A 16,763-nucleotide genomic window follows, 5' to 3' on the forward strand; every position below is an offset into this window, starting at 1 on the left:
GGTCGCGATGGCGCCGGCCACGGCGAAGCATGGTGACAGCCCCGCAATCGAAACGAAAGGAGCCGCCCATGGCTCGCATCATCGAGACCATCGACGTCGACGTTCCCGTCTCCGTCGCCTACAACCAGTGGACGCAGTTCGAGTCGTTCCCGCACTTCCTCAGCTTCGTCGAGTCGGTCACCCAGCTCGACGACGGCACGACCCACTGGAAGGTCAAGATCGGCGGGGCTGAGCGCGAGTTCACCGCGAAGATCACCGAGCAGCACCCCGACGAGCGTGTCGCCTGGAACAGCGTCGGCGGCAAGGACGAGCACGCGGGTGTCGTGACCTTCCACAAGCTCAGCGACAACGAGACCCGCGTCACGGTTCAGCTGGACTGGACGCCCGAGGGCTTCGTCGAGTCGGTCGGCGCGGCCATCGGCATCGACGACCACGCCGTGAAGAAGGACCTCACGCGCTTCAAGGAGTTCATCGAGTCGCGCGGCACCGAGACCGGTGCCTGGCGCGGCGACATCGAGAACTGACTCGGCGCTCACCGGTACCACGAGAGGCCCCTCCGTTCGGCGGAGGGGCCTCTCGTCACGTTGCGGGGTGGCTGCCGCTCAATCGCTGAGCTTGCGCAGCGCCGAACGCTTGTGGGCAGCTTGGTCGCCGCTCTTCTCCGACTCGACGATGAAGGCCGGCTCGTCGGCGGATGCCGTGAACTTCTGACCCGCGAACTGGAAGTCCTTCTCCTTCTTCTCGACGATCTTCCCCTGCGTCCGCCCCTGGGAGGTGTCCCAGCTGACGCGGTCGCCCTTCGACAGTTCCTGAGCCATGCCGGCTCCTTCCGTTGTGCTTCGGTTGCCGCGATCCTTCCGCCGGCCGGTGCCAGGGGAGAAGTCGTTGACACACCGGGGTCGGATGCGCCAGCACTGCCGCCGACCGGCCGCAGCCTGCGAGACTGCGGGCATGCGCACGATCGTCATCACGGGAGCCAGCGACGGAATCGGGGCGGCCGCGGCGCGGCGCCTCGCGCGAGAAGGGCATCGAGTCGTGCTCGTCGGGCGTTCGCCGGAGAAGACGCGGGCTCTCGCGAGCGAGCTCGGCGCGCCCTACCACCTGGCCGACTACGCCGAGCTCGCGCAGGTGCGTCGGCTCTCTGACGAGCTGCTCGAGGCCTATCCGCGCATCGACGTACTCGCCAACAATGCCGGCGGCATCTTCGGCCCGCGCGCGCTCACCGTGGACGGTTACGAGCAGACCTTTCAGGTCAATCACCTCGCCGGCTTCCTGCTGACGAACCTGTTGCTGGAGCGGCTCATCGAGAGCGAGGCATCCGTCATCCAGACGGCGAGTGTGGCGGCTCGCCTGTTCTCACGGTTCGACGTCACCGACCTGAACGCGGCGAAGCACTACTCGGGACGCATCGCCTACGGCAACGCCAAGCTCGCCGACATCCTGTTCACGCGGGAACTCCAGACCCGGTTCGGCGACCAGGGCATCTCGGCGGCCGCGTTCCACCCCGGCGTCGTCGCGACGCAGTTCGCCGCGAACGTTCCCGGCCCGCTCCGATGGGTCTACCACAACCCCCTCGCCCGGCGCCTGCTCACGACCACCGACGAGGGCGGCGCTCGACTGGTCTTCCTCGCCGACGGCATCCCCAACCGCGACTGGGTGCCCGGCGCCTACTACGAGAACGACCGTCCGACCCGTTCCCACCGCAATGCGACCGACCCCGACCTCGCCCGCGAGCTCTGGGACCGGAGCGCCGAGATGGTCGCCCTCGCTCGCTGACGCCGCTCGCGACGGCTGTGGTGCGCGAGTACGCACCGTCGCGCCGAAAGCGCACCGTGCAGGGTGCGTTCTCGCGCGGACGGTGCGTGCTCGGCGCGGGATGCGCAAGGGGGTCGGCGGGGGCGCGGGGAGCGCATACCGTGGGGGCGAACGGGAGGACGACATGGTCGACAAGCGCAACGAGCCCCACGGACCCGAGCAGATGCCGGACCGCCACCCCCGGCCCGATCCCACCGATCTGACCAATCAGGCCAGCTTCCGACACGGATCGGCCTCGCGGTGGCTCGTGCCCGCGGGCGTCCTGGCCGCGGTCGCGATCGTGCTCTACGTGCTGGCATTCCAGCTGCAGACGGCGCTGCCCGCGGTCGGCATCATCTTCGCGGTCGTCGGCTGGGCGATGATGGTCGTCGCCGCACGGTCGTCGGCCGATGCCCCCGTCCGCAATCGGCGGCTGGCCGTCGCGATGGGCATCCTCGCCGTCGGGTCTCTCGCGATCTTCGTGCTCATCTACATCACCGAGACGCTCTGACTCCGGCCCCGACAACCCCACCCCATCGCCGAGAACGCACCTTCGCGCCGAGAACGCACCACGCACGGTGCGTGGTCGCGGGGAGGGTGCGTGCTCGGCGCAGAAGCGCGACGACGCTCTAGACCCCGCCGTCGCGCGACGCAAGCACCCTCGTCGTTAGGGGCCGGGCACCTACCGTGGTCGCATGGCGACGGCAGACGCAGCATCCGATCCCCGAGCGACCCGGTCGCGCACCGCACATCATCAGGTCGTCGTGGTCGGCGGCGGCAACGGCGGGGTGTCCGCCGCGGCTCGACTGCAGCGCCGGGGACTCGATGACATCGCGCTGATCGAGCCGAAGGACGTCCACGAGTATCAGCCGCTGTTCTCTCACGTGGCCGGCGGCACGGCGCGCATCAGCGAGACGGTCCGGCCGCAGCGCAGTGTCATTCCCGATGGCGTCCGGTGGATCCAGGATGCCGTGGTCTCGGTCGACCCGCACCGGTCGACGGTCCGCCTCGCCTCGGGCGCCGAGGTCGGTTACGACCACCTCGTCCTCAGCCCCGGGATGCAGAAGGACTGGGCGAGCGTTCCGGGCCTCGCCGAGTCGATCGGCACGGGCGACGTCACCACGCACTACGAGGGCGACCTCGCGGCGCGCACGTCGCTGCGCCTGCGCGATCTGCGGCAGGGCACCGTCGTCTTCACGCAGCCCGCAGGCCCCGCCTCGTGTGCGGGTGCCTCGCAGAAACCCATGTACCAGGCGTGCGATTACTGGCAGCGCACCGGTGTGCTCGACGACATCAGAGTCGTCCTCGTCGTGCCGGAGAGCACCGTGTTCGGCATCCCGGCCTTCGACCACGAGATCCAGCGGGCGATCGACCGTTACGGCATCGAGCTGCGGACGCAGAGCGCGTTGATCGAGGTGGATGCCGCGGCATCCGAAGTCGTCATCGGCTCGCCCTCCGGCATCGAACGCCTCCGGTTCGATCTCGTCAACGTGGTGCCGCCGCAGTCGGCACCCGACTGGATCCGCGCCTCGGGCCTGGCAGCGGACGGCGATGCGGACGGGTTCGTCGACGTCGACCCCGAGACCCTCCGCCACACCCGCTTCGGCAACGTGTGGGCCATCGGTGACGCCGCCGCGACGACGAACTCGAAGAGCGGGGGAGCGCTGCGCAAGCAGACCATCGTGCTCGCGAAGAACCTCGCGGCCGTCGCCTCGGGTGGCGAACCCCGTGCGCGGTACGACGGCTACGGCGTATGCCCGATGACGGTGTCGCGTTCGAGCGTCGTGTGGGCCGAGTTCGGTCCCTCCGGCGAGCTCATGCCGACGATCCCCTTCTTCCGCCGCATGTACCGCGAGAGCGCGCTGTCGTGGTTCTTCGACCGGCGCGTGCTGCCCTGGGTCTACTGGAACCTCATCCTCACCGGGAGGGCGTGACGCCCGCGGCATCGTGGTCGGCGTCGCTGCCCGCCGCGGGCGTGCGCTCGACCGTCAGCCGCACGCGGGCCACGAGGATGCCGGCGATCAGCGCGCCGAGTCCACCGACGGCCATGTCGCCGATCGTGTCGTCGTAGGTCACGAGGATGGAGTCGACGAAGGCTTTTCCGACCCACTCCACGATCTCCCAGAGGGCCGCGAAGGCGAGACCGAACGCCGTCGTGACGGTGAGGCCGGTCCGCCGCCGGAAGCCCGCGGCGCCGGGAAGCGGCACGATCGAGACCCGAGCCGCCGCGATGTAGGCGAGCGCTGCGAGGACGCCCGTGCAAACGAGATGCACGGGGATGTCCCACGGTGGGACGCTGCGATACAGATCCACGACGTTGCTCCACGCCGCCACCAGGACCGTGATGCCGCACAGGATGTCGAATGCGGGACGGATGCCGACGAACCGCGGTGCGACGAGTGCTGGAAGGGCGAAGGCGAGGATGCCGGCGTCCGTGGGTTCGAACCACAGCACCGCGACCACGATGCTGAGGACGCCGCACAGCCGCACCGCGTCCGCGGCGACAGCGCTCGTGGTGCGGGGCGGTCGGAGGAAGTTGTCGATCATGACGGGCCGGCTCACGACTGCTCCCTGCTCAGGCGGAGGAGGATGTGCATCCCGAGATGATCGGAGGGCGCGGCGCCGTCGATCGTCCGGGTGTCGACCGCGGCGCGCACGACGCGGGTGCGCCGGTCGACGGCGATCCAGTCGATCGGGCCTTTCCGCACGCGCGGTGGGTGATATCCGCCGTAGGTGTCCCAGAGCGGGGTCGTCCGGACCTCCGCCGCATGCCACGCATCCACCAGGTCGCTGCTGAACAACGCCGCGAGAGGTGCCGAACCCGGCCCGGCGTTCATGTCGCCCATGACGACCACCGGGCCCGCGGTCTCGGCGGCGAGGTCGTGCAGGAGCCATGCCGAGCGCAGCCGTGACCGCGCGGAGAACACGTCGAGATGGGTGTTGAGAACGGTCAGGCCGCTGCCGGTGACCCGATCGCGGAAGGCGGCCCGAACGACCACCCGCGGCACGGGATTGCCCCACGACATCGATCCCGCGACCTCGGGTGTCTCGGAGAGAGCGAGCTGCTCATGGTCCGTGAGCTCCAGCCGCTCGCCGTCGAAGAAGATCGGGCAGCCTTCGCCGCGGCCGTCGGCGCCCCGCCCGTGACCGATGAAGCGGTAGGTCGTGCCGAGCGAGGCGCGCACCAGGTCGGCTTGATCGGGCATCGCCTCCTGCGTTCCGAGGATGGCGGGCGGGTCGGCGTGGAGCACCGTCGCGAGGCGCCGACCCCGCACCGACCAGCGGTCGTTCGGGGGCCAGGTGGGGCCGTCGATGCGCCGCCGGATGTTCCAGGTCGCGACGTGGAGATCGTCGGGATGCAGCTCGTCGGGGCCGAAGATGCGCGGGATCGTCGCCCCCCTGGCCGTCGCGACCGTCATGGGCTGACCTGCGCGGACAACGCCGACGCCGGCCGCTCCGGGGCCGCGCGCTGCGCGCGGCCGAGCCGTCGGGCGAGGCGGCGGTGCGGCAGCTCGTGCGGCCAGTGGGTGATGACGGTGCGGAAGCCGCGGGCGATACGCGTGCGGAAGGCTCGCCCATCGTCGAAGGGTCGCATCGAGATCCCCATGTCGGTACGGCGCGAGTACGCGATGCGGTGTCGCTCGCCGAGATGGAACGCGAGGTCGAAGTCGTCGTGCATCTCGGCGTCGCGGCGGTGCACCTCCGTGCTGACGCTCCGCCACGCGGTGCGCCGGAAGGCGAGGTTGGAACCGAACAGCGGCAGGTGACCGAGCGCGGCGAACCCCAGCAGCGCGTAGAGCCCGAGGTAGGTGGCAGCAAGCGGGCGGCGCAGCACCCGCGGTCCGTCGATGAAACGGGCGCCCCCGGTGAGCACGGCGACGTCGGGCCGCTGAGCGAAGTCGCCGCAGAGGTCGGCGATCCAGGTCGCCGACGGCAGCGAGTCAGCGTCCAGCCGCAGCACGAGATCGCCGATCGCATGGTCATAGCCCGTCGCCGCCGCCGCGGGGATTCCGGCGGTCGCGCACTCGACGACGCGGGCACCCGCGGCTCGCGCGACCTCGGCGGAGTCGTCGCGGGAACCGTTGTCGACGACGACGATCTCATCGGGCTGCTCGGACTGCTGGGCGAGAGCGCGCAGACACCGCCGCAGCATCACAGCATCGTCTTTCACCGGGATCACGACCGAGACGGTCGGACGGTGCAGCGGGGGCCGGCGTTCGAGTGTCATCGGACCTCACGCTACGGCGGGCGGGGGAGTGGCGGGAGCGGCTTGACAGTGCTCCGGCTCGCCGTCAATGACATGCTGGAGGTATGCCTCAGCAGAGCGATCTCCTCGCCGTCCTCGTCGATGCCGACAACGTCTCGCCATCGCGGATCGGCGGAGTGCTCGCCGAGATCGCCACCTACGGCACCGCCTCGGTCAAGCGCGTGTACGGCGACTGGACCAAGTCGCAGCTGCGCGGATGGAAGGATGCCGCGAGCGAGCACGTCATCCAGCCGATGCAGCAGTTCGACAACACGACGGGCAAGAACGCGACCGACAGTGCGCTGATCATCGATGCGATGGATCTGCTGTACACGCGCCGGTTCCAGGGCTTCTGCATCGTCTCGAGCGACAGCGACTTCACGCGCCTCGCTTCGCGCATCCGCGAGGAGGGTGTGACCGTCTACGGCTTCGGCGAGCGGAAGACGCCCGAGGCCTTCCGCAACGCCTGCGATCAGTTCACCTACCTCGAGGTGCTCGGAGTCGTCGACGAGAAGGACGCCGCCCGCTCGACGACGGCTGAGCGCTGGACGTCCGCGGCGCTGCGCGGCGATGCGCGCCTCGTGGCTCTCCTCCGGAGCGCCGTCGAGACGGCTTCCGCCGATGACGGCTGGTCCGACCTCGGGACGGTGGGTCAGCTCATGCGCAAGCAGCAGCCCGACTTCGACCCCCGCAACTGGGGTTACGCGAAACTCTCGGATCTCGTGCGGGCGGTGGGGCTGTTCACGATCGAGTCGAAGCCGGGCGGGATGTCGCTGCGCCCGAAGGACGCAGCGGGCGTGAAGGGCTCCGACGACACCCCTGCGGATGCGTCCGCGAAGGGGCGCGGCGACGCTCGCGGCGAGGCCGAAGCCGGGACGACCGGCGGTCGCTCGCGGCGCAAGCCGTCCCGCGCCAAGAGCGCCGCGCAGGACGCTGAGCCGCCGGCCCCGGAGGTCGCCGCCGAGGCGCGTGACGAGGACTCGCCGGCGACGCTTCCGGCGGAACCGACGAGCGGATCGACGCCGCGCAACCGTCGTCCGATGATCGAGCAGCTCACGCTGGGCGCAGCCCTGGATGCGGCTCTCGACGCGGTCTCGTCGGCGGCGCGCGGCAACGCCGCGGCGTCCGCAGCGCCGTCGGAGAGCACGGAGACGGCGGCCGGCGCGGCAACGATCGAGCCCGCGCCGGCATCCGACGCGACCGAGACGTCGGACGTCGCGAGCACTGACGAGCCGGCGGTTTCGGCTGACGCCGCTCCGGTCACGGATGAGGCGCCCGCTGCGGGCCGGGCCGGGAAGAAGACCGGCGGGAGGACAGCGGCGAAGACGAGCGCGAAGTCCGAAGCGGAGACGACGTCGGCGAGCGGGGCGTCGAAGACCCGGACCCCTCGCAGAACCGGTGCCCGCACCGCCGCGAAGCGCGCGACGGACGCCGACGCGTCGACGGAGGCGCAGACGGACAAGGCTGCGCCGGCTCCGAGCACCGATGCGGCGTCCGCCCCCGCGGCTGACGTCGATCCCGTCGCCGAGTCCGTTCCGGCTGAGACCGAGCCGTCGACCGGCGCCCCGGTTCGGCCGAAGCGCGCTTCGCGGAGCCGGGCCGCCGCTCCGAAGACACCGTCGGATGAAGCCGACACCGAAGCCGAAGCCGAAGCCGAAGCCGGGGCCGATGCCGAGGCGCCCACTCGGCCGAAGCGGGCACCCCGCAGCCGGAAGGCTCCGGTGACGGACGCTCCCGCAGAGCCCGCCGTGCCGCCGCGCGCCGAAGAGCCCGCGGCGGCAGCCGCCCCCGTCAAGCGGACGCCGCGCCGGGCATCACGCCCCGGTTCATCCGCGAGCTGATCCGCAGGTCACCCGGGAGTCAGCCGCGGCTGCCGCGCAGCGCTGCGGCGACCGTACGCCGGCGTCGCCGGGCCGGGACGACGGGGACCGGCTGCGTGACCACCGCATCGACGACCATCGATCCGCTCGCGGGTCCGACGACCGGAACGGGAGTCGTGGCCGCGCTGATGTGATCCGCGCGTGCGACCGGCATGCTCGCGAGTTCGCGACGCGCTCGCAGGTAGGCCGGGATCAGGATGGCGGTGGCACCGAGCCAGGCGAGGGGGTTGCTCCACGCGACCCCCGCGAAACCGATGAGCGCGCCGAGCACCACAGCGGCTCCGGCGCGCATGAAGAGCTCGACGATTCCGGTGATGGTCGGCACGAGAGTGTGGCCGAGGCCCTGCAGCGCCCCGCGGAGCACGAACAGGACGCCCAGCGCCGTATAGGTCGCGCCGTTGATGATCAGCATGAGGGCGGCGAGCGAGACCACGTCGTCCGAGCCGTCACCGACGAACAGGCGGACGAGCGGCGCCCCGAGAGTGATGAGCACCGCGCCGAGTCCGACGGCGCCGATCACGGCCATCCACGTCGCCTGTGCGACGCCCTGGCGGATGCGGTCGGGACGTCCGCCGCCGTAGTTCTGCGCGACGAACATCGACACGGCGAGTCCCAGCGACTGCAGCAGAGCGATCGCGAGCCCGTCGACGCGTGAAGCGGTCGTGTAGGCGGCGACGGCGTCGGCGCCGAGCTCGTTCAGGCGAACCTGCACCGCGAGCGTGCCGATCGCGATGATCGACGCCTGGAAACCCATCGGCAGTCCGAGTCGCAGGTGCAGGGCGAGGTCGGCGCGCGTGATGCGCCAGTCGGCGCGCCGCATGCGCAGGACCGGGATACGGCGACGGATGTAGTCGAGGCACAGCCCCACCGACAACGCCTGCGACACGACCGTCGCCAGGGCGGCGCCACCGACACCCCATCCGAGCGGCCCGACCATCAGCACGACGAGCACGACGTTGAAGACGCACGCGACCGTGAGGAAGATCAGTGGCGTGCGGGAGTCGCCGATCGCGCGGATGATCGCCGCCAGGTAGTTGAAGAACATCGTCGCCCCGGCGCCCAGGAAGCTGACGACGGCGAAGGTCGTCGCATCGTCGAGGAGCTCGGGGGGAGTCTGCAGCAACTCGAGCAGAGGACGCGACAGGAATGGCGCCACGACGGTGAGGACGACGCTCGTCATCGCGGTCAGCGTGGCGCCGGCCGCGACCGACCGGCGGACCGCGGCGTGATCGCCCGCGCCGAAGGCCTGCGCCGTGGGGATCGCGAATCCGGAGGTGAGTCCCCAGGCGAACCCGATGAGAAGGAACAGCATCGAGCCGGTCGCCCCGACGGCGGCGAGAGAGTCGACGCCGAGCCAGCGCCCGACCACGACCGCATCGACGATGTGGTACATCTGCTGCACCACGTTGCCGATCAGAAGGGGCACCGAGAACGCGAGGATGACGCGCCAGGGGCTGCCGGTGGTGAGGGTGCGGGACATCGCGGTGGCCTTCGAGAAGATGCGGGCACGACAACGGCGGCGCCGGAGCGCCGCCGTCAGTCAGTGTATCGAATCGATTCGAGATACGCCAAGGGATATCCCGCGCTCGCGGTGTCAGCGGGAGGACCCCTTGCGGGGCTTCAGGAACACGCCGTCCTCCTGCTTCTCGCGCTTGGCCGCGCGTTTTTCTTTCAACGACAATTGCGGCGCCTTTTTGTCGCCTCGTGTGCGTGGTGTCTTGGTCGACATGAGAACTCGCTTCCCCTCGTGGCTGGCGTGTGACTCCCGACCATAGCCCGGAAGAAAAAGAAGTCAAATCCGATTTTCGGGCCGCCTCGGCGCAGCTTGCTTTTCTGCCGGGACTGGCTATGGTGGGTGGTCACCGCCCCGTCGTCTCGCTCCTGGAGGCCTGAGACCCGGGGTTTTTCGCGCACCAGAAAAGTCAGAACGGAAGAGAAATGGAAAAGACCGCCGACGTGACGACGAGCGACGTCCGAATGCGCCTCGAAACACTGCTCGCCGAACGCCGCGAGCTGCTGCAGGATATCGAGCCGCGTGCGGTTCCCTCCGTCGATCCGGTGGCATATCAGACCGCCGCATCGCACCGCGCCACGATCACCCTGATCACCGAGGCGCTGGATCGCGTCGGCGCGGGCTCGTACGGGCGATGCGTCGGATGCGGCCGTGCGATCGCGCCGGCACGCCTGGAAGCGGTGCCCTACGCTCCCGCGTGCATCGAGTGTCAGAGCCGGGCCGAGACGGCCTAGGGGCTGTCAGGCGCCGGGCAGTGTCACGCGGACGATCAGGCCCCCGCCCTCACGCGGGGCGATCCGCAGATCGCCGCGATGGCTGCGGACGATGGCCGAGACGATCGTCAGTCCGAGACCGACCCCCCGGTCGGATGCCGCGCGGGTCCGGTCTCCCGCGCGCACGAACGGCTCCGTGAGCGTTGCGACGCGAGCCGGATCGAGGTCGGGACCGGTGTTGGCGATCTCGAGCAGCGCTGAGCCATCGGGTGCCGTCCGGGTGCGTACGGCGACCTCGGCCCCGTCCGGGAGGTTGTGGATCAGGGCATTGGCGACGAGGTTCGACACCAGCTGCCGGAGGAGGGCGGCGTTCCCGCGCGCCGTGGCCGGCGCCCGCTCCTCGCGGATGCTCGGTGACCCTCGACGGGCCGCCCCGTTCGCGCCGTCGCGTGCGTCCGCGACGACCTGCTCGACCAGGGCTGCGAGGTCGACCGGCGCGAAGGCGAGGCCGGATCGTCCGGCGCGCGCGAGGTCGAGCAGGGCCTCCGTCGTGGCGATCGCCCGCTCATTCGTCTCGGCGACCCTGCTCAGGACGAGGTCGACGTCGCGCCCGTCCGGATCGGCGCGCGCCACCTCGACGATCGTCCGGATGACGGCGTGCGGAGTCCGCAGCTCGTGCGACGCGTTCGCCGCGAACCGCGATTCCTCCGCGACGGCGTGTTCGATCCGGTCGAGCATGTCGTCGAAGGCGTCGGCGAGGTCGGTCAGCTCGTTCCGGCGTCCGCGCAGCGCGATTCGGCGGTGAAGCGTTCCGGCATCGGCCCGGCCGACCACTTCGGTGATCCGTCCGAGCGGAGCGAGCATCCATCCCGCGAGGAACCAGCCGCCGACGAGTCCGACGACGACAAGGGCGGCCAGAGCCCACCACGCGTACTTGACGAAGACGTCGGTGAGGTCGCCGCGACCGGGCGCCCACCCGCCCGTCGACTGACTGAACAGGTCGCCGCTCGGCACGAACCGCAGGGCCAGCAGCCCGACGCCGAAGAGCACCGCGCCCGCGACAACCAGGAACCCGGCGTAGCTGAGGGTGAGTGAGACCCGCAGGGAGAGCCCGCGGCGGCGGGCGATCACAGCGCGGGTTCCGACATCCGGTATCCGACACCCGGCACGGTCTCGATGACCCAGGGCTCGCCGAGCCGTTTGCGGAGCGTGGAGATCGTGATGCGGACCGCGTTCGTGAACGGGTCGGCGTTCTCGTCCCAGGCGCGTTCGAGCAACGCCTCGGCGCTGATGACACCACCGCCGGCGCTGAGGAGCACCTCGAGCACGGCGAACTGCTTGCGTGTCAGCGCGATGTACCGTCCATCGCGGTAGACCTCGCGGCGGAAGGGATCGAGCCTCACGCCGCCGAACTCGCGGATCGGGGGAGCGGAGCTGGCCGAGCGCCGCGCCAGCGCACGCAGTCGCAGCACGAGCTCGCGCATCGCGAACGGCTTGGTCAGGTAGTCGTCGGCACCGGACTCGAAGCCCGACGCCTTGTCGTCCAGCCGATCGGCCGCGGTCAGCATGAGGATGCGGGGCGCCCCGGTCTGCTGGGAGAGGTGGCGCGCGATCTCGTCGCCGTTCGGGCCGGGGATGTCGCGGTCGAGCACGACGACGTCGTACGCGGTGATCGCCAGCTGCTCCAGCGCGGTCTCGCCGTCGGCGGCGAGATCGGCGGAGATCGCCTCGAGGCGGAGTCCGTCGCGGATCGCCTCGGCGAGGAAGAGCTCGTCCTCGACGATCAGCACACGCATGGCCTCAGGATAGGTGGGCGCATGTATCGCGGGCGTATGCGGAATCGGCGACACCGGTGCAACATCCGCTCTCGTCCACTGGGAGCATGAGCACTTCCTCCGCCCCGGTTCCGACCCGCCCGCTCGCGCTGCCGACGACCGAATCCGGACGGCGGGTGACTTTCGTGCCGCCGCGCCCGCGAGCGCGGGCATCCCGTCGTGTTCGCCGTCGCCGCCTCGCCCTCGGCGCGGTTGCCGTCGCGGGGGCGGTCGCCCTCGGCGCGTCCGCCATCGGTGCACTCGCCGGTTCATGGGGTCTTCAGCTGCCGCCGATGCCGCCGGTCTTCCCGGGCGCTGTCTTCACGCCGTCGGCCGACGACGGGTTCATCGACGACGGCGTGCAGGTGAGTCTGTGGGATGACGACCTGCCGGCGATCTCGCGCATCGACCCTGAGCTGCTGGCGGCGATGCGCGCCGCCGGGGCGCGTGCTGCGAACGACGGCATCCGCCTGGGCGTGACGAGCGGATGGCGCAGCGCGGCGTATCAGCAGTGGCTCCTCGACGACCGCATCGCTTCGGTGGGGGAGGAGACCGCCCGCGCCTACGTCGCCACCCCCGAGCAGTCGCGTCACGTCAGCGGCGACGCCATCGACATCGGGCCGGTCGACGCGCAGTACTGGCTGATCTCGTACGGCTCGGAGTTCGGCATCTGCCAGACCTACGGCAACGAGCCGTGGCATTTCGAGTTGGCGACCACGCCGGGATCGGAGTGCCCGCCGATGCGCACCGATGCCAACGGCTGAGCCCGGGCCGCGGCGGCGGGTGCGCCTACGATCGAGGGAGCCCCTCAACGATCCAGGAGTCACCGTGTCCGCCGTCACCGCCGCCGCCCGCTCCCACGCCGACGACCTCGCCGAGTTCGTCGCCGCGTCGCCGTCGAGCTTCCATGCCGCTGCCGAGGTGGCGCGACGCCTCACCGCAGCGGGTTTCACCGCGCTGGCGGAAGACGAGCAGTGGCCGGAACAACCGGGCGGGCGCTACCTCGTGGTGCGCGACGGCGCCGTGCTCGCGTGGATCGTGCCGGCAGCGGCGACCGCGGTGACGCCCGTCCGGGTGTTCGGCGCGCACAGCGACTCGCCCGCCTTCAAGCTCAAGCCCCGCCCCACCACCGGCCGGCTCGGCTGGCTGCAAGCCGGGGTCGAGGTCTACGGCGGACCGCTGCTCAACTCGTGGCTCGACCGCGAGCTGCGGCTGGCCGGCCGCCTCGTGCTCGACGACGGCACCGCGGTGCTCACCGCGACGGGCCCGCTCCTCCGCCTGCCGCAGCTCGCTATCCACCTCGACCGCGAGGCGAACGACCACCTCGCCCTCGACAAGCAGACGCAGACGCAGCCGGTGTGGGGGCTCGGGTCCGCCGACTCCGCCGACCTGCTCGGCGAGCTCGCCCGCGAGGCGGGAGTGGATGCCGCCCGCATCCGCGGCTACGACGTTGTGACGGCCGATGCCGCCCGGGGCTCGGTCTTCGGCGCGGGGGACGTCTTCTTCGCAGCCGGTCGGCTGGATGACCTCGCCTCCGTCCATGCCGGAGTCGTCGCGCTGGAGCGAGCCGCCGGAGGCTTCGACGCCGGGCACATCGCGATGCTCGCCGTCTTCGACCACGAGGAGGTCGGGTCGGCGACCCGCTCGGGTGCGGCCGGTCCCTTCCTCGCCGATGTCATCGACCGCATCCAGCTCGGCCTCGGTGCTGATCGCGAGGAGGGGATGCGCGCCCTGGCGGCATCCTGGTGCGTCTCGAGCGACGTCGGGCACTCGGTGCACCCGAACTACGCCCACAAGCACGACCCCGTCGTACTGCCGGTGCTCGGATCGGGGCCGATCCTGAAGATCAACGCCAACCAGCGGTACGCGACGGACGGCGTCGGGGCCGCCGCATGGAACGGCTGGTGCGACGCGGTGGGCGTGCGCAGCCAGGAGTTCGTGTCGAACAACAGCGTGCCCTGCGGGTCGACGATCGGGCCGATCACCGCCACGCGGCTCGGCATCCGCACCGTCGACGTGGGGATCCCGATCCTCTCGATGCACTCGGCGCGCGAACTCGCCGGGGTCTCCGACCTGCACGATCTCTCGCTCGTGGCCGAGGAGCTGTTCCGCCGGTAGAATCGAGCAGTCCGCGGCGCCGGCCCGGACGAAGCGATGCAACTACCTGCTGACGGAGCAAGGCGGCACGTGAGAACGAGCTGACTGCTCGGAGGCATGCATGACGTCGAATGATCGTTCCCTGATCCACCACACGGGTTGGGCGTTCTTCCCGATCGCGTTCATCGCCCGGCTTCCCTTCGCGATGATGGTCGTCGGTGTCCTCACCCTCGTCGTCTCTGCGACCGGGTCGGTGGGGCTCGGCGGGCTCACGTCGGCCGCCGTCGGCATCGGCGTCGTCATCGCCGGCCCGGTGATCGGCGACGCCGTCGACCGGTTCGGGCAGCGGCGGGTGCTCGTTCCACTTGGCATCCTCAACGGCATCCTGCTCGGGGTGTTCCCGATCGTCGTCACCGCCGGATCACCCGACCCGCTCATCCTGACCGCCGCCGCGGCGATCGGCCTGAGCGCTCCGCAAGCGGCAGCCATGTCGCGCAGCCGGCTGATGGGCATCATCCGGGCGCGCCTCGGTGCCGAGCACCGGCCACGCACGCTCTCGCGCGTCATGTCGTACGAGTCGGCGGCCGACGAGACGGCGTTCGTCATCGGCCCGTTCCTCGTCGGCATCCTCGCGGCCGTCATCGCGCCCTGGGCCCCGATCGCGATCGCCGCGGCTCTCAGCCTCGTGTTCGTCACCGCCTTCGCCCTCCACCCCAGCGGGCGGATCGCCGCGACCGCCCTCGACCCCGGTGAGAGCGAGGAGCGGGCGCCGATCGCGCAGGTGCTGCGCGGGCGCGTCCTCGTCCTGGTCGCGGGCACCTTCGGCGTGGGACTCTTCTTCGGAGCGACGCTGACCTCGCTCACCGCGTTCGCGCAGACCGCCGGCGACGACGTCGAGGCCGGGCTGCTCTACGGCCTCATGGGAATCGGCTCGGCCGCCCTCGCCCTCGCGGTGGTGCTCCTGCCGTCGGGCTTCGCCCTGCGTCACCGCTGGCTCGTCTTCGCCGCCGTGCTGGCCGTCTCGGCGGGCGGCTACGCCGCTTCGGACTCGCTGGGCGCGGTCATCGTCATGCTGCTGCTGATGGGGCTCGGCGTCGGACCGACGCTCGTGACGCTGTTCAGCATCGTGGGACACCGCAGCCCCGTCGGCCGGTCGGCGACCACGATGACGCTCCTCGGATCGGCGCTGACGCTGGCGCAAGCGCTCGCGTCAGCCGCGACCGGCGCGATCGCGGAGGCGGGTGACGTCCGGCTGGCGATGCTCCTGCCGACGATCGCCGCGGTCCTGGTCCTCGTGCTCGGGGTCGTCAACGTCGTGATCGAGCGACGTGAACGCGCGGAGGAACAGGCCCGGACATCGGGTGGAGCCCACTCCGCACCGTCGCTCGTCAGCCGTTGATCAGCGCTGCCGTCGTCGCCCCCACGCCGGCGCCCAGCATCACGACCACCCAGGCCGGGCAGCGCCAGAGCGTCAGCAGCCCGAAACAGACGAGGGCGAGCGCGAACTGGTCGACGCGGGTGACCGACGTCGTGAACACCGGGTCGTAGAGGGCGGCGCCGAGGATGCCGACGACCGCGGCGCTCGCTCCGCGGACCAGGCCTCGTGCCCGGGACCAGCGCCGCACGACGGCCCACAGGGGCAGCGCACCGAGGAGCAGCAGGAAGCCGGGCAGGAAGATCGCGACGAGCGCGATCAAGGCCCCGGCCACGCCACCCGGGCCGACGCTCGCGAGCGCCCCGAGATAGGCCGCGAAGGCGAACAGCGGACCGGGCAGGGCCTGCGCCGCACCATAGCCGGCCAGGAACGTCCCGGCATCCACCCAGCCCGGGCCGACGACGGCGCTCTCGAGAAGGGGGAGCACTACGTGGCCGCCGCCGAACACGAGCACGCCCGAGCGCAGGAAGGCGTCGAACAGTGCGAGCGAGCCGTCTCCCGTCACCCGAGCCGCGATCGGGCTCGCGACGAGGAGGCCGGTCAGGATCAAGAGCGCGGCGACCCCGACACGGGTGCCTGCGCTCGGAAGGGCGTCCGCCTCAGCGGCGTCATCCGAGTCGGAGGACTCCTCGCCGAGCCACAGGATCCCCACGAGGGCGCCGAGGGCGATCGCCCCCAACTGGGCGAACGGCCCGCCCACCAGTGCGACCCCGACGGCTGCCGTGATCGCGATCGTCCCGCGCGGTCGGTCGGGTGCGAGGCTTCTCGCCATGCCCCAGACGGCGTGTGCGACGACGGCCACCGCGACCACCTTGAGCCCGTCGACGACTCCGGTCGCGATGGTGCCGGTCACGGCCCCGATTCCGCTCGCCGCCCAGACCATGAGTGCGGCGGAGGGCAGGGTGAATGCGGCGAAGGCCGCGACCGCGCCCGCGAGTCCCGCGCGGCGCAGGCCGATCGCGAACCCCACCTGGCTCGAGGCGGGCCCGGGCAGGAACTGGCACAGGGCCACGAGTTCGCCGTAGGTCCGATCGCCGATCCATCGCCGGCGCTCGACGAACTCGTCGCGGAAGTAGCCGAGGTGCGCGATCGGGCCGCCGAAGGATGTCAGTCCGAGGCGCAGGAACACCGCGAACACGGCGGCGAGGTTCGACACCCGTCCAGCGCACCACCGATCCGTGAACAGCCGGTGAACGCCACGCGCGATTAGCACATCGAGATGACGTGGCGCGTCACCGGGCGGACACCTCGCGGGGAGGGATCGTTCACTC

General features: G+C 71.0%; 18 protein-coding genes. 9 read left to right on the plus strand and 9 right to left on the minus strand.

Translation table 11 applies throughout. From position 1 onward, the window contains the following. Positions 1–68 precede the first annotated feature (68 nt). Complete coding sequence (locus O1W71_RS08865) at positions 69–524, plus strand: SRPBCC family protein (RefSeq protein ID WP_269267482.1); 456 nt, start codon at positions 69–71, stop codon at positions 522–524. Between the two features lie 78 nt (positions 525–602). On the opposite strand, the gene O1W71_RS08870 is transcribed toward O1W71_RS08865, so the two are convergent. Next, positions 603–818: a DUF2945 domain-containing protein gene (locus O1W71_RS08870; protein ID WP_112613597.1), complete on the minus strand. Its 216-nt coding sequence runs from the start codon at positions 816–818 to the stop codon at positions 603–605. Positions 819–951: 133 nt separating this feature from the next. On the opposite strand from O1W71_RS08870, the gene O1W71_RS08875 reads away from it, so the two are divergent. From O1W71_RS08875 to O1W71_RS08885, 3 genes are all read left to right on the plus strand, one after another. Continuing rightward, a complete protein-coding gene (locus O1W71_RS08875; RefSeq protein ID WP_269267483.1) occupies positions 952–1,776 on the plus strand; it encodes an SDR family NAD(P)-dependent oxidoreductase in 825 nt (274 codons plus the stop codon). 163 nt (positions 1,777–1,939) lie between these two features. After that, positions 1,940–2,305: a hypothetical protein gene (locus tag O1W71_RS08880; protein ID WP_269267484.1), complete on the plus strand. Its 366-nt coding sequence runs from the start codon at positions 1,940–1,942 to the stop codon at positions 2,303–2,305. Positions 2,306–2,489: 184 nt separating this feature from the next. Further along, positions 2,490–3,728, plus strand: coding sequence for an NAD(P)/FAD-dependent oxidoreductase (locus tag O1W71_RS08885; RefSeq protein ID WP_269267486.1), 1,239 nt, complete (start codon positions 2,490–2,492; stop codon positions 3,726–3,728). On the opposite strand, the gene O1W71_RS08890 is transcribed toward O1W71_RS08885, so the two are convergent. The 3 genes from O1W71_RS08890 to O1W71_RS08900 are packed head-to-tail and all read right to left on the minus strand — an operon-like array spanning position 3,712 to position 6,022. Beyond that, the gene (locus O1W71_RS08890; protein ID WP_269267488.1) at positions 3,712–4,356 is read right to left on the minus strand and encodes a hypothetical protein; all 645 of its coding nucleotides are present in this window, start codon (positions 4,354–4,356) and stop codon (positions 3,712–3,714) included. The genes O1W71_RS08885 and O1W71_RS08890 overlap by 17 nt on opposite strands. Then, positions 4,353–5,213: an endonuclease/exonuclease/phosphatase family protein gene (locus O1W71_RS08895; RefSeq protein ID WP_269267489.1), complete on the minus strand. Its 861-nt coding sequence runs from the start codon at positions 5,211–5,213 to the stop codon at positions 4,353–4,355. Before O1W71_RS08895 ends, O1W71_RS08890 begins: the two co-directional genes overlap by 4 nt. Then, entirely contained in the window at positions 5,210–6,022 is an 813-nt protein-coding gene (locus tag O1W71_RS08900; RefSeq protein WP_269267491.1) for a glycosyltransferase, read from the minus strand. Before O1W71_RS08900 ends, O1W71_RS08895 begins: the two co-directional genes overlap by 4 nt. Before the next feature lie 83 nt (positions 6,023–6,105). Between O1W71_RS08900 and O1W71_RS08905 the strand changes: the two genes are divergently transcribed. Next, complete coding sequence (locus tag O1W71_RS08905) at positions 6,106–7,881, plus strand: NYN domain-containing protein (protein ID WP_269267493.1); 1,776 nt, start codon at positions 6,106–6,108, stop codon at positions 7,879–7,881. A gap of 19 nt (positions 7,882–7,900) precedes the next feature. Here O1W71_RS08905 and O1W71_RS08910 read toward each other — a convergent pair whose 3' ends face one another. Both O1W71_RS08910 and O1W71_RS08915 read right to left on the minus strand, forming a co-directional pair. Then, the gene (locus tag O1W71_RS08910; protein WP_269267494.1) at positions 7,901–9,400 is read right to left on the minus strand and encodes an MATE family efflux transporter; all 1,500 of its coding nucleotides are present in this window, start codon (positions 9,398–9,400) and stop codon (positions 7,901–7,903) included. Positions 9,401–9,514: 114 nt separating this feature from the next. Then, entirely contained in the window at positions 9,515–9,649 is a 135-nt protein-coding gene (locus O1W71_RS08915) for a hypothetical protein (RefSeq protein WP_269267495.1), read from the minus strand. A gap of 209 nt (positions 9,650–9,858) precedes the next feature. Here O1W71_RS08915 and O1W71_RS08920 point away from each other — a divergent pair, with 209 nt between their 5' ends. Further along, entirely contained in the window at positions 9,859–10,167 is a 309-nt protein-coding gene (locus O1W71_RS08920) for a TraR/DksA family transcriptional regulator (protein ID WP_269267496.1), read from the plus strand. A gap of 6 nt (positions 10,168–10,173) precedes the next feature. Here O1W71_RS08920 and O1W71_RS08925 read toward each other — a convergent pair whose 3' ends face one another. Together O1W71_RS08925 and O1W71_RS08930 are read right to left on the minus strand one after the other, a co-directional pair. After that, positions 10,174–11,277 carry a sensor histidine kinase gene (locus tag O1W71_RS08925; RefSeq protein WP_331282652.1) on the minus strand — a complete coding sequence of 368 codons (1,104 nt, stop codon included), beginning with the start codon at positions 11,275–11,277 and terminating at the stop codon, positions 10,174–10,176. Next, complete coding sequence (locus O1W71_RS08930) at positions 11,274–11,942, minus strand: response regulator transcription factor (RefSeq protein ID WP_269267497.1); 669 nt, start codon at positions 11,940–11,942, stop codon at positions 11,274–11,276. Before O1W71_RS08930 ends, O1W71_RS08925 begins: the two co-directional genes overlap by 4 nt. Positions 11,943–12,028: 86 nt before the next feature. Between O1W71_RS08930 and O1W71_RS08935 the strand changes: the two genes are divergently transcribed. The 3 genes from O1W71_RS08935 (at position 12,029) to O1W71_RS08945 (ending at position 15,456) form a co-directional block, all read left to right on the plus strand. Then, complete coding sequence (locus tag O1W71_RS08935) at positions 12,029–12,724, plus strand: M15 family metallopeptidase (RefSeq protein ID WP_269267498.1); 696 nt, start codon at positions 12,029–12,031, stop codon at positions 12,722–12,724. Between the two features lie 64 nt (positions 12,725–12,788). Continuing rightward, the gene (locus O1W71_RS08940) at positions 12,789–14,078 is read left to right on the plus strand and encodes a M18 family aminopeptidase (RefSeq protein ID WP_269267499.1); all 1,290 of its coding nucleotides are present in this window, start codon (positions 12,789–12,791) and stop codon (positions 14,076–14,078) included. Between the two features lie 100 nt (positions 14,079–14,178). Next, a complete protein-coding gene (locus tag O1W71_RS08945; RefSeq protein WP_269267500.1) occupies positions 14,179–15,456 on the plus strand; it encodes an MFS transporter in 1,278 nt (425 codons plus the stop codon). Here the strand turns inward: O1W71_RS08945 and chrA are convergent. Beyond that, positions 15,446–16,648 (minus strand): chromate efflux transporter, encoded by a 1,203-nt coding sequence (gene chrA / locus O1W71_RS08950; protein ID WP_269267501.1) that lies wholly within the window; start codon positions 16,646–16,648, stop codon positions 15,446–15,448. The genes O1W71_RS08945 and chrA overlap by 11 nt on opposite strands. Positions 16,649–16,763: the final 115 nt, after the last annotated feature.

This window comes from Microbacterium sp. H37-C3, from assembly GCF_027157935.1.
GTDB lineage: Bacteria > Actinomycetota > Actinomycetes > Actinomycetales > Microbacteriaceae > Microbacterium > Microbacterium plantarum.

Bases quoted from the DNA above. Each gene is read 5' to 3' on its own strand.
- O1W71_RS08865 (WP_269267482.1), top strand. From the start codon at position 69: ATGGCTCGCATCATCGAGACCATCGACGTCGACGTTCCCGTCTCCGTC.
- O1W71_RS08870 (WP_112613597.1), bottom strand. From the start codon at position 818: ATGGCTCAGGAACTGTCGAAGGGCGACCGCGTCAGCTGGGACACCTCC.
- O1W71_RS08875 (WP_269267483.1), top strand. From the start codon at position 952: ATGCGCACGATCGTCATCACGGGAGCCAGCGACGGAATCGGGGCGGCC.
- O1W71_RS08880 (WP_269267484.1), top strand. From the start codon at position 1,940: ATGGTCGACAAGCGCAACGAGCCCCACGGACCCGAGCAGATGCCGGAC.
- O1W71_RS08885 (WP_269267486.1), top strand. From the start codon at position 2,490: ATGGCGACGGCAGACGCAGCATCCGATCCCCGAGCGACCCGGTCGCGC.
- O1W71_RS08895 (WP_269267489.1), bottom strand. From the start codon at position 5,213: ATGACGGTCGCGACGGCCAGGGGGGCGACGATCCCGCGCATCTTCGGC.
- O1W71_RS08900 (WP_269267491.1), bottom strand. From the start codon at position 6,022: ATGACACTCGAACGCCGGCCCCCGCTGCACCGTCCGACCGTCTCGGTC.
- O1W71_RS08905 (WP_269267493.1), top strand. From the start codon at position 6,106: ATGCCTCAGCAGAGCGATCTCCTCGCCGTCCTCGTCGATGCCGACAAC.
- O1W71_RS08910 (WP_269267494.1), bottom strand. From the start codon at position 9,400: ATGTCCCGCACCCTCACCACCGGCAGCCCCTGGCGCGTCATCCTCGCG.
- O1W71_RS08915 (WP_269267495.1), bottom strand. From the start codon at position 9,649: ATGTCGACCAAGACACCACGCACACGAGGCGACAAAAAGGCGCCGCAA.
- O1W71_RS08920 (WP_269267496.1), top strand. From the start codon at position 9,859: ATGGAAAAGACCGCCGACGTGACGACGAGCGACGTCCGAATGCGCCTC.
- O1W71_RS08930 (WP_269267497.1), bottom strand. From the start codon at position 11,942: ATGCGTGTGCTGATCGTCGAGGACGAGCTCTTCCTCGCCGAGGCGATC.
- O1W71_RS08935 (WP_269267498.1), top strand. From the start codon at position 12,029: ATGAGCACTTCCTCCGCCCCGGTTCCGACCCGCCCGCTCGCGCTGCCG.
- O1W71_RS08945 (WP_269267500.1), top strand. From the start codon at position 14,179: ATGACGTCGAATGATCGTTCCCTGATCCACCACACGGGTTGGGCGTTC.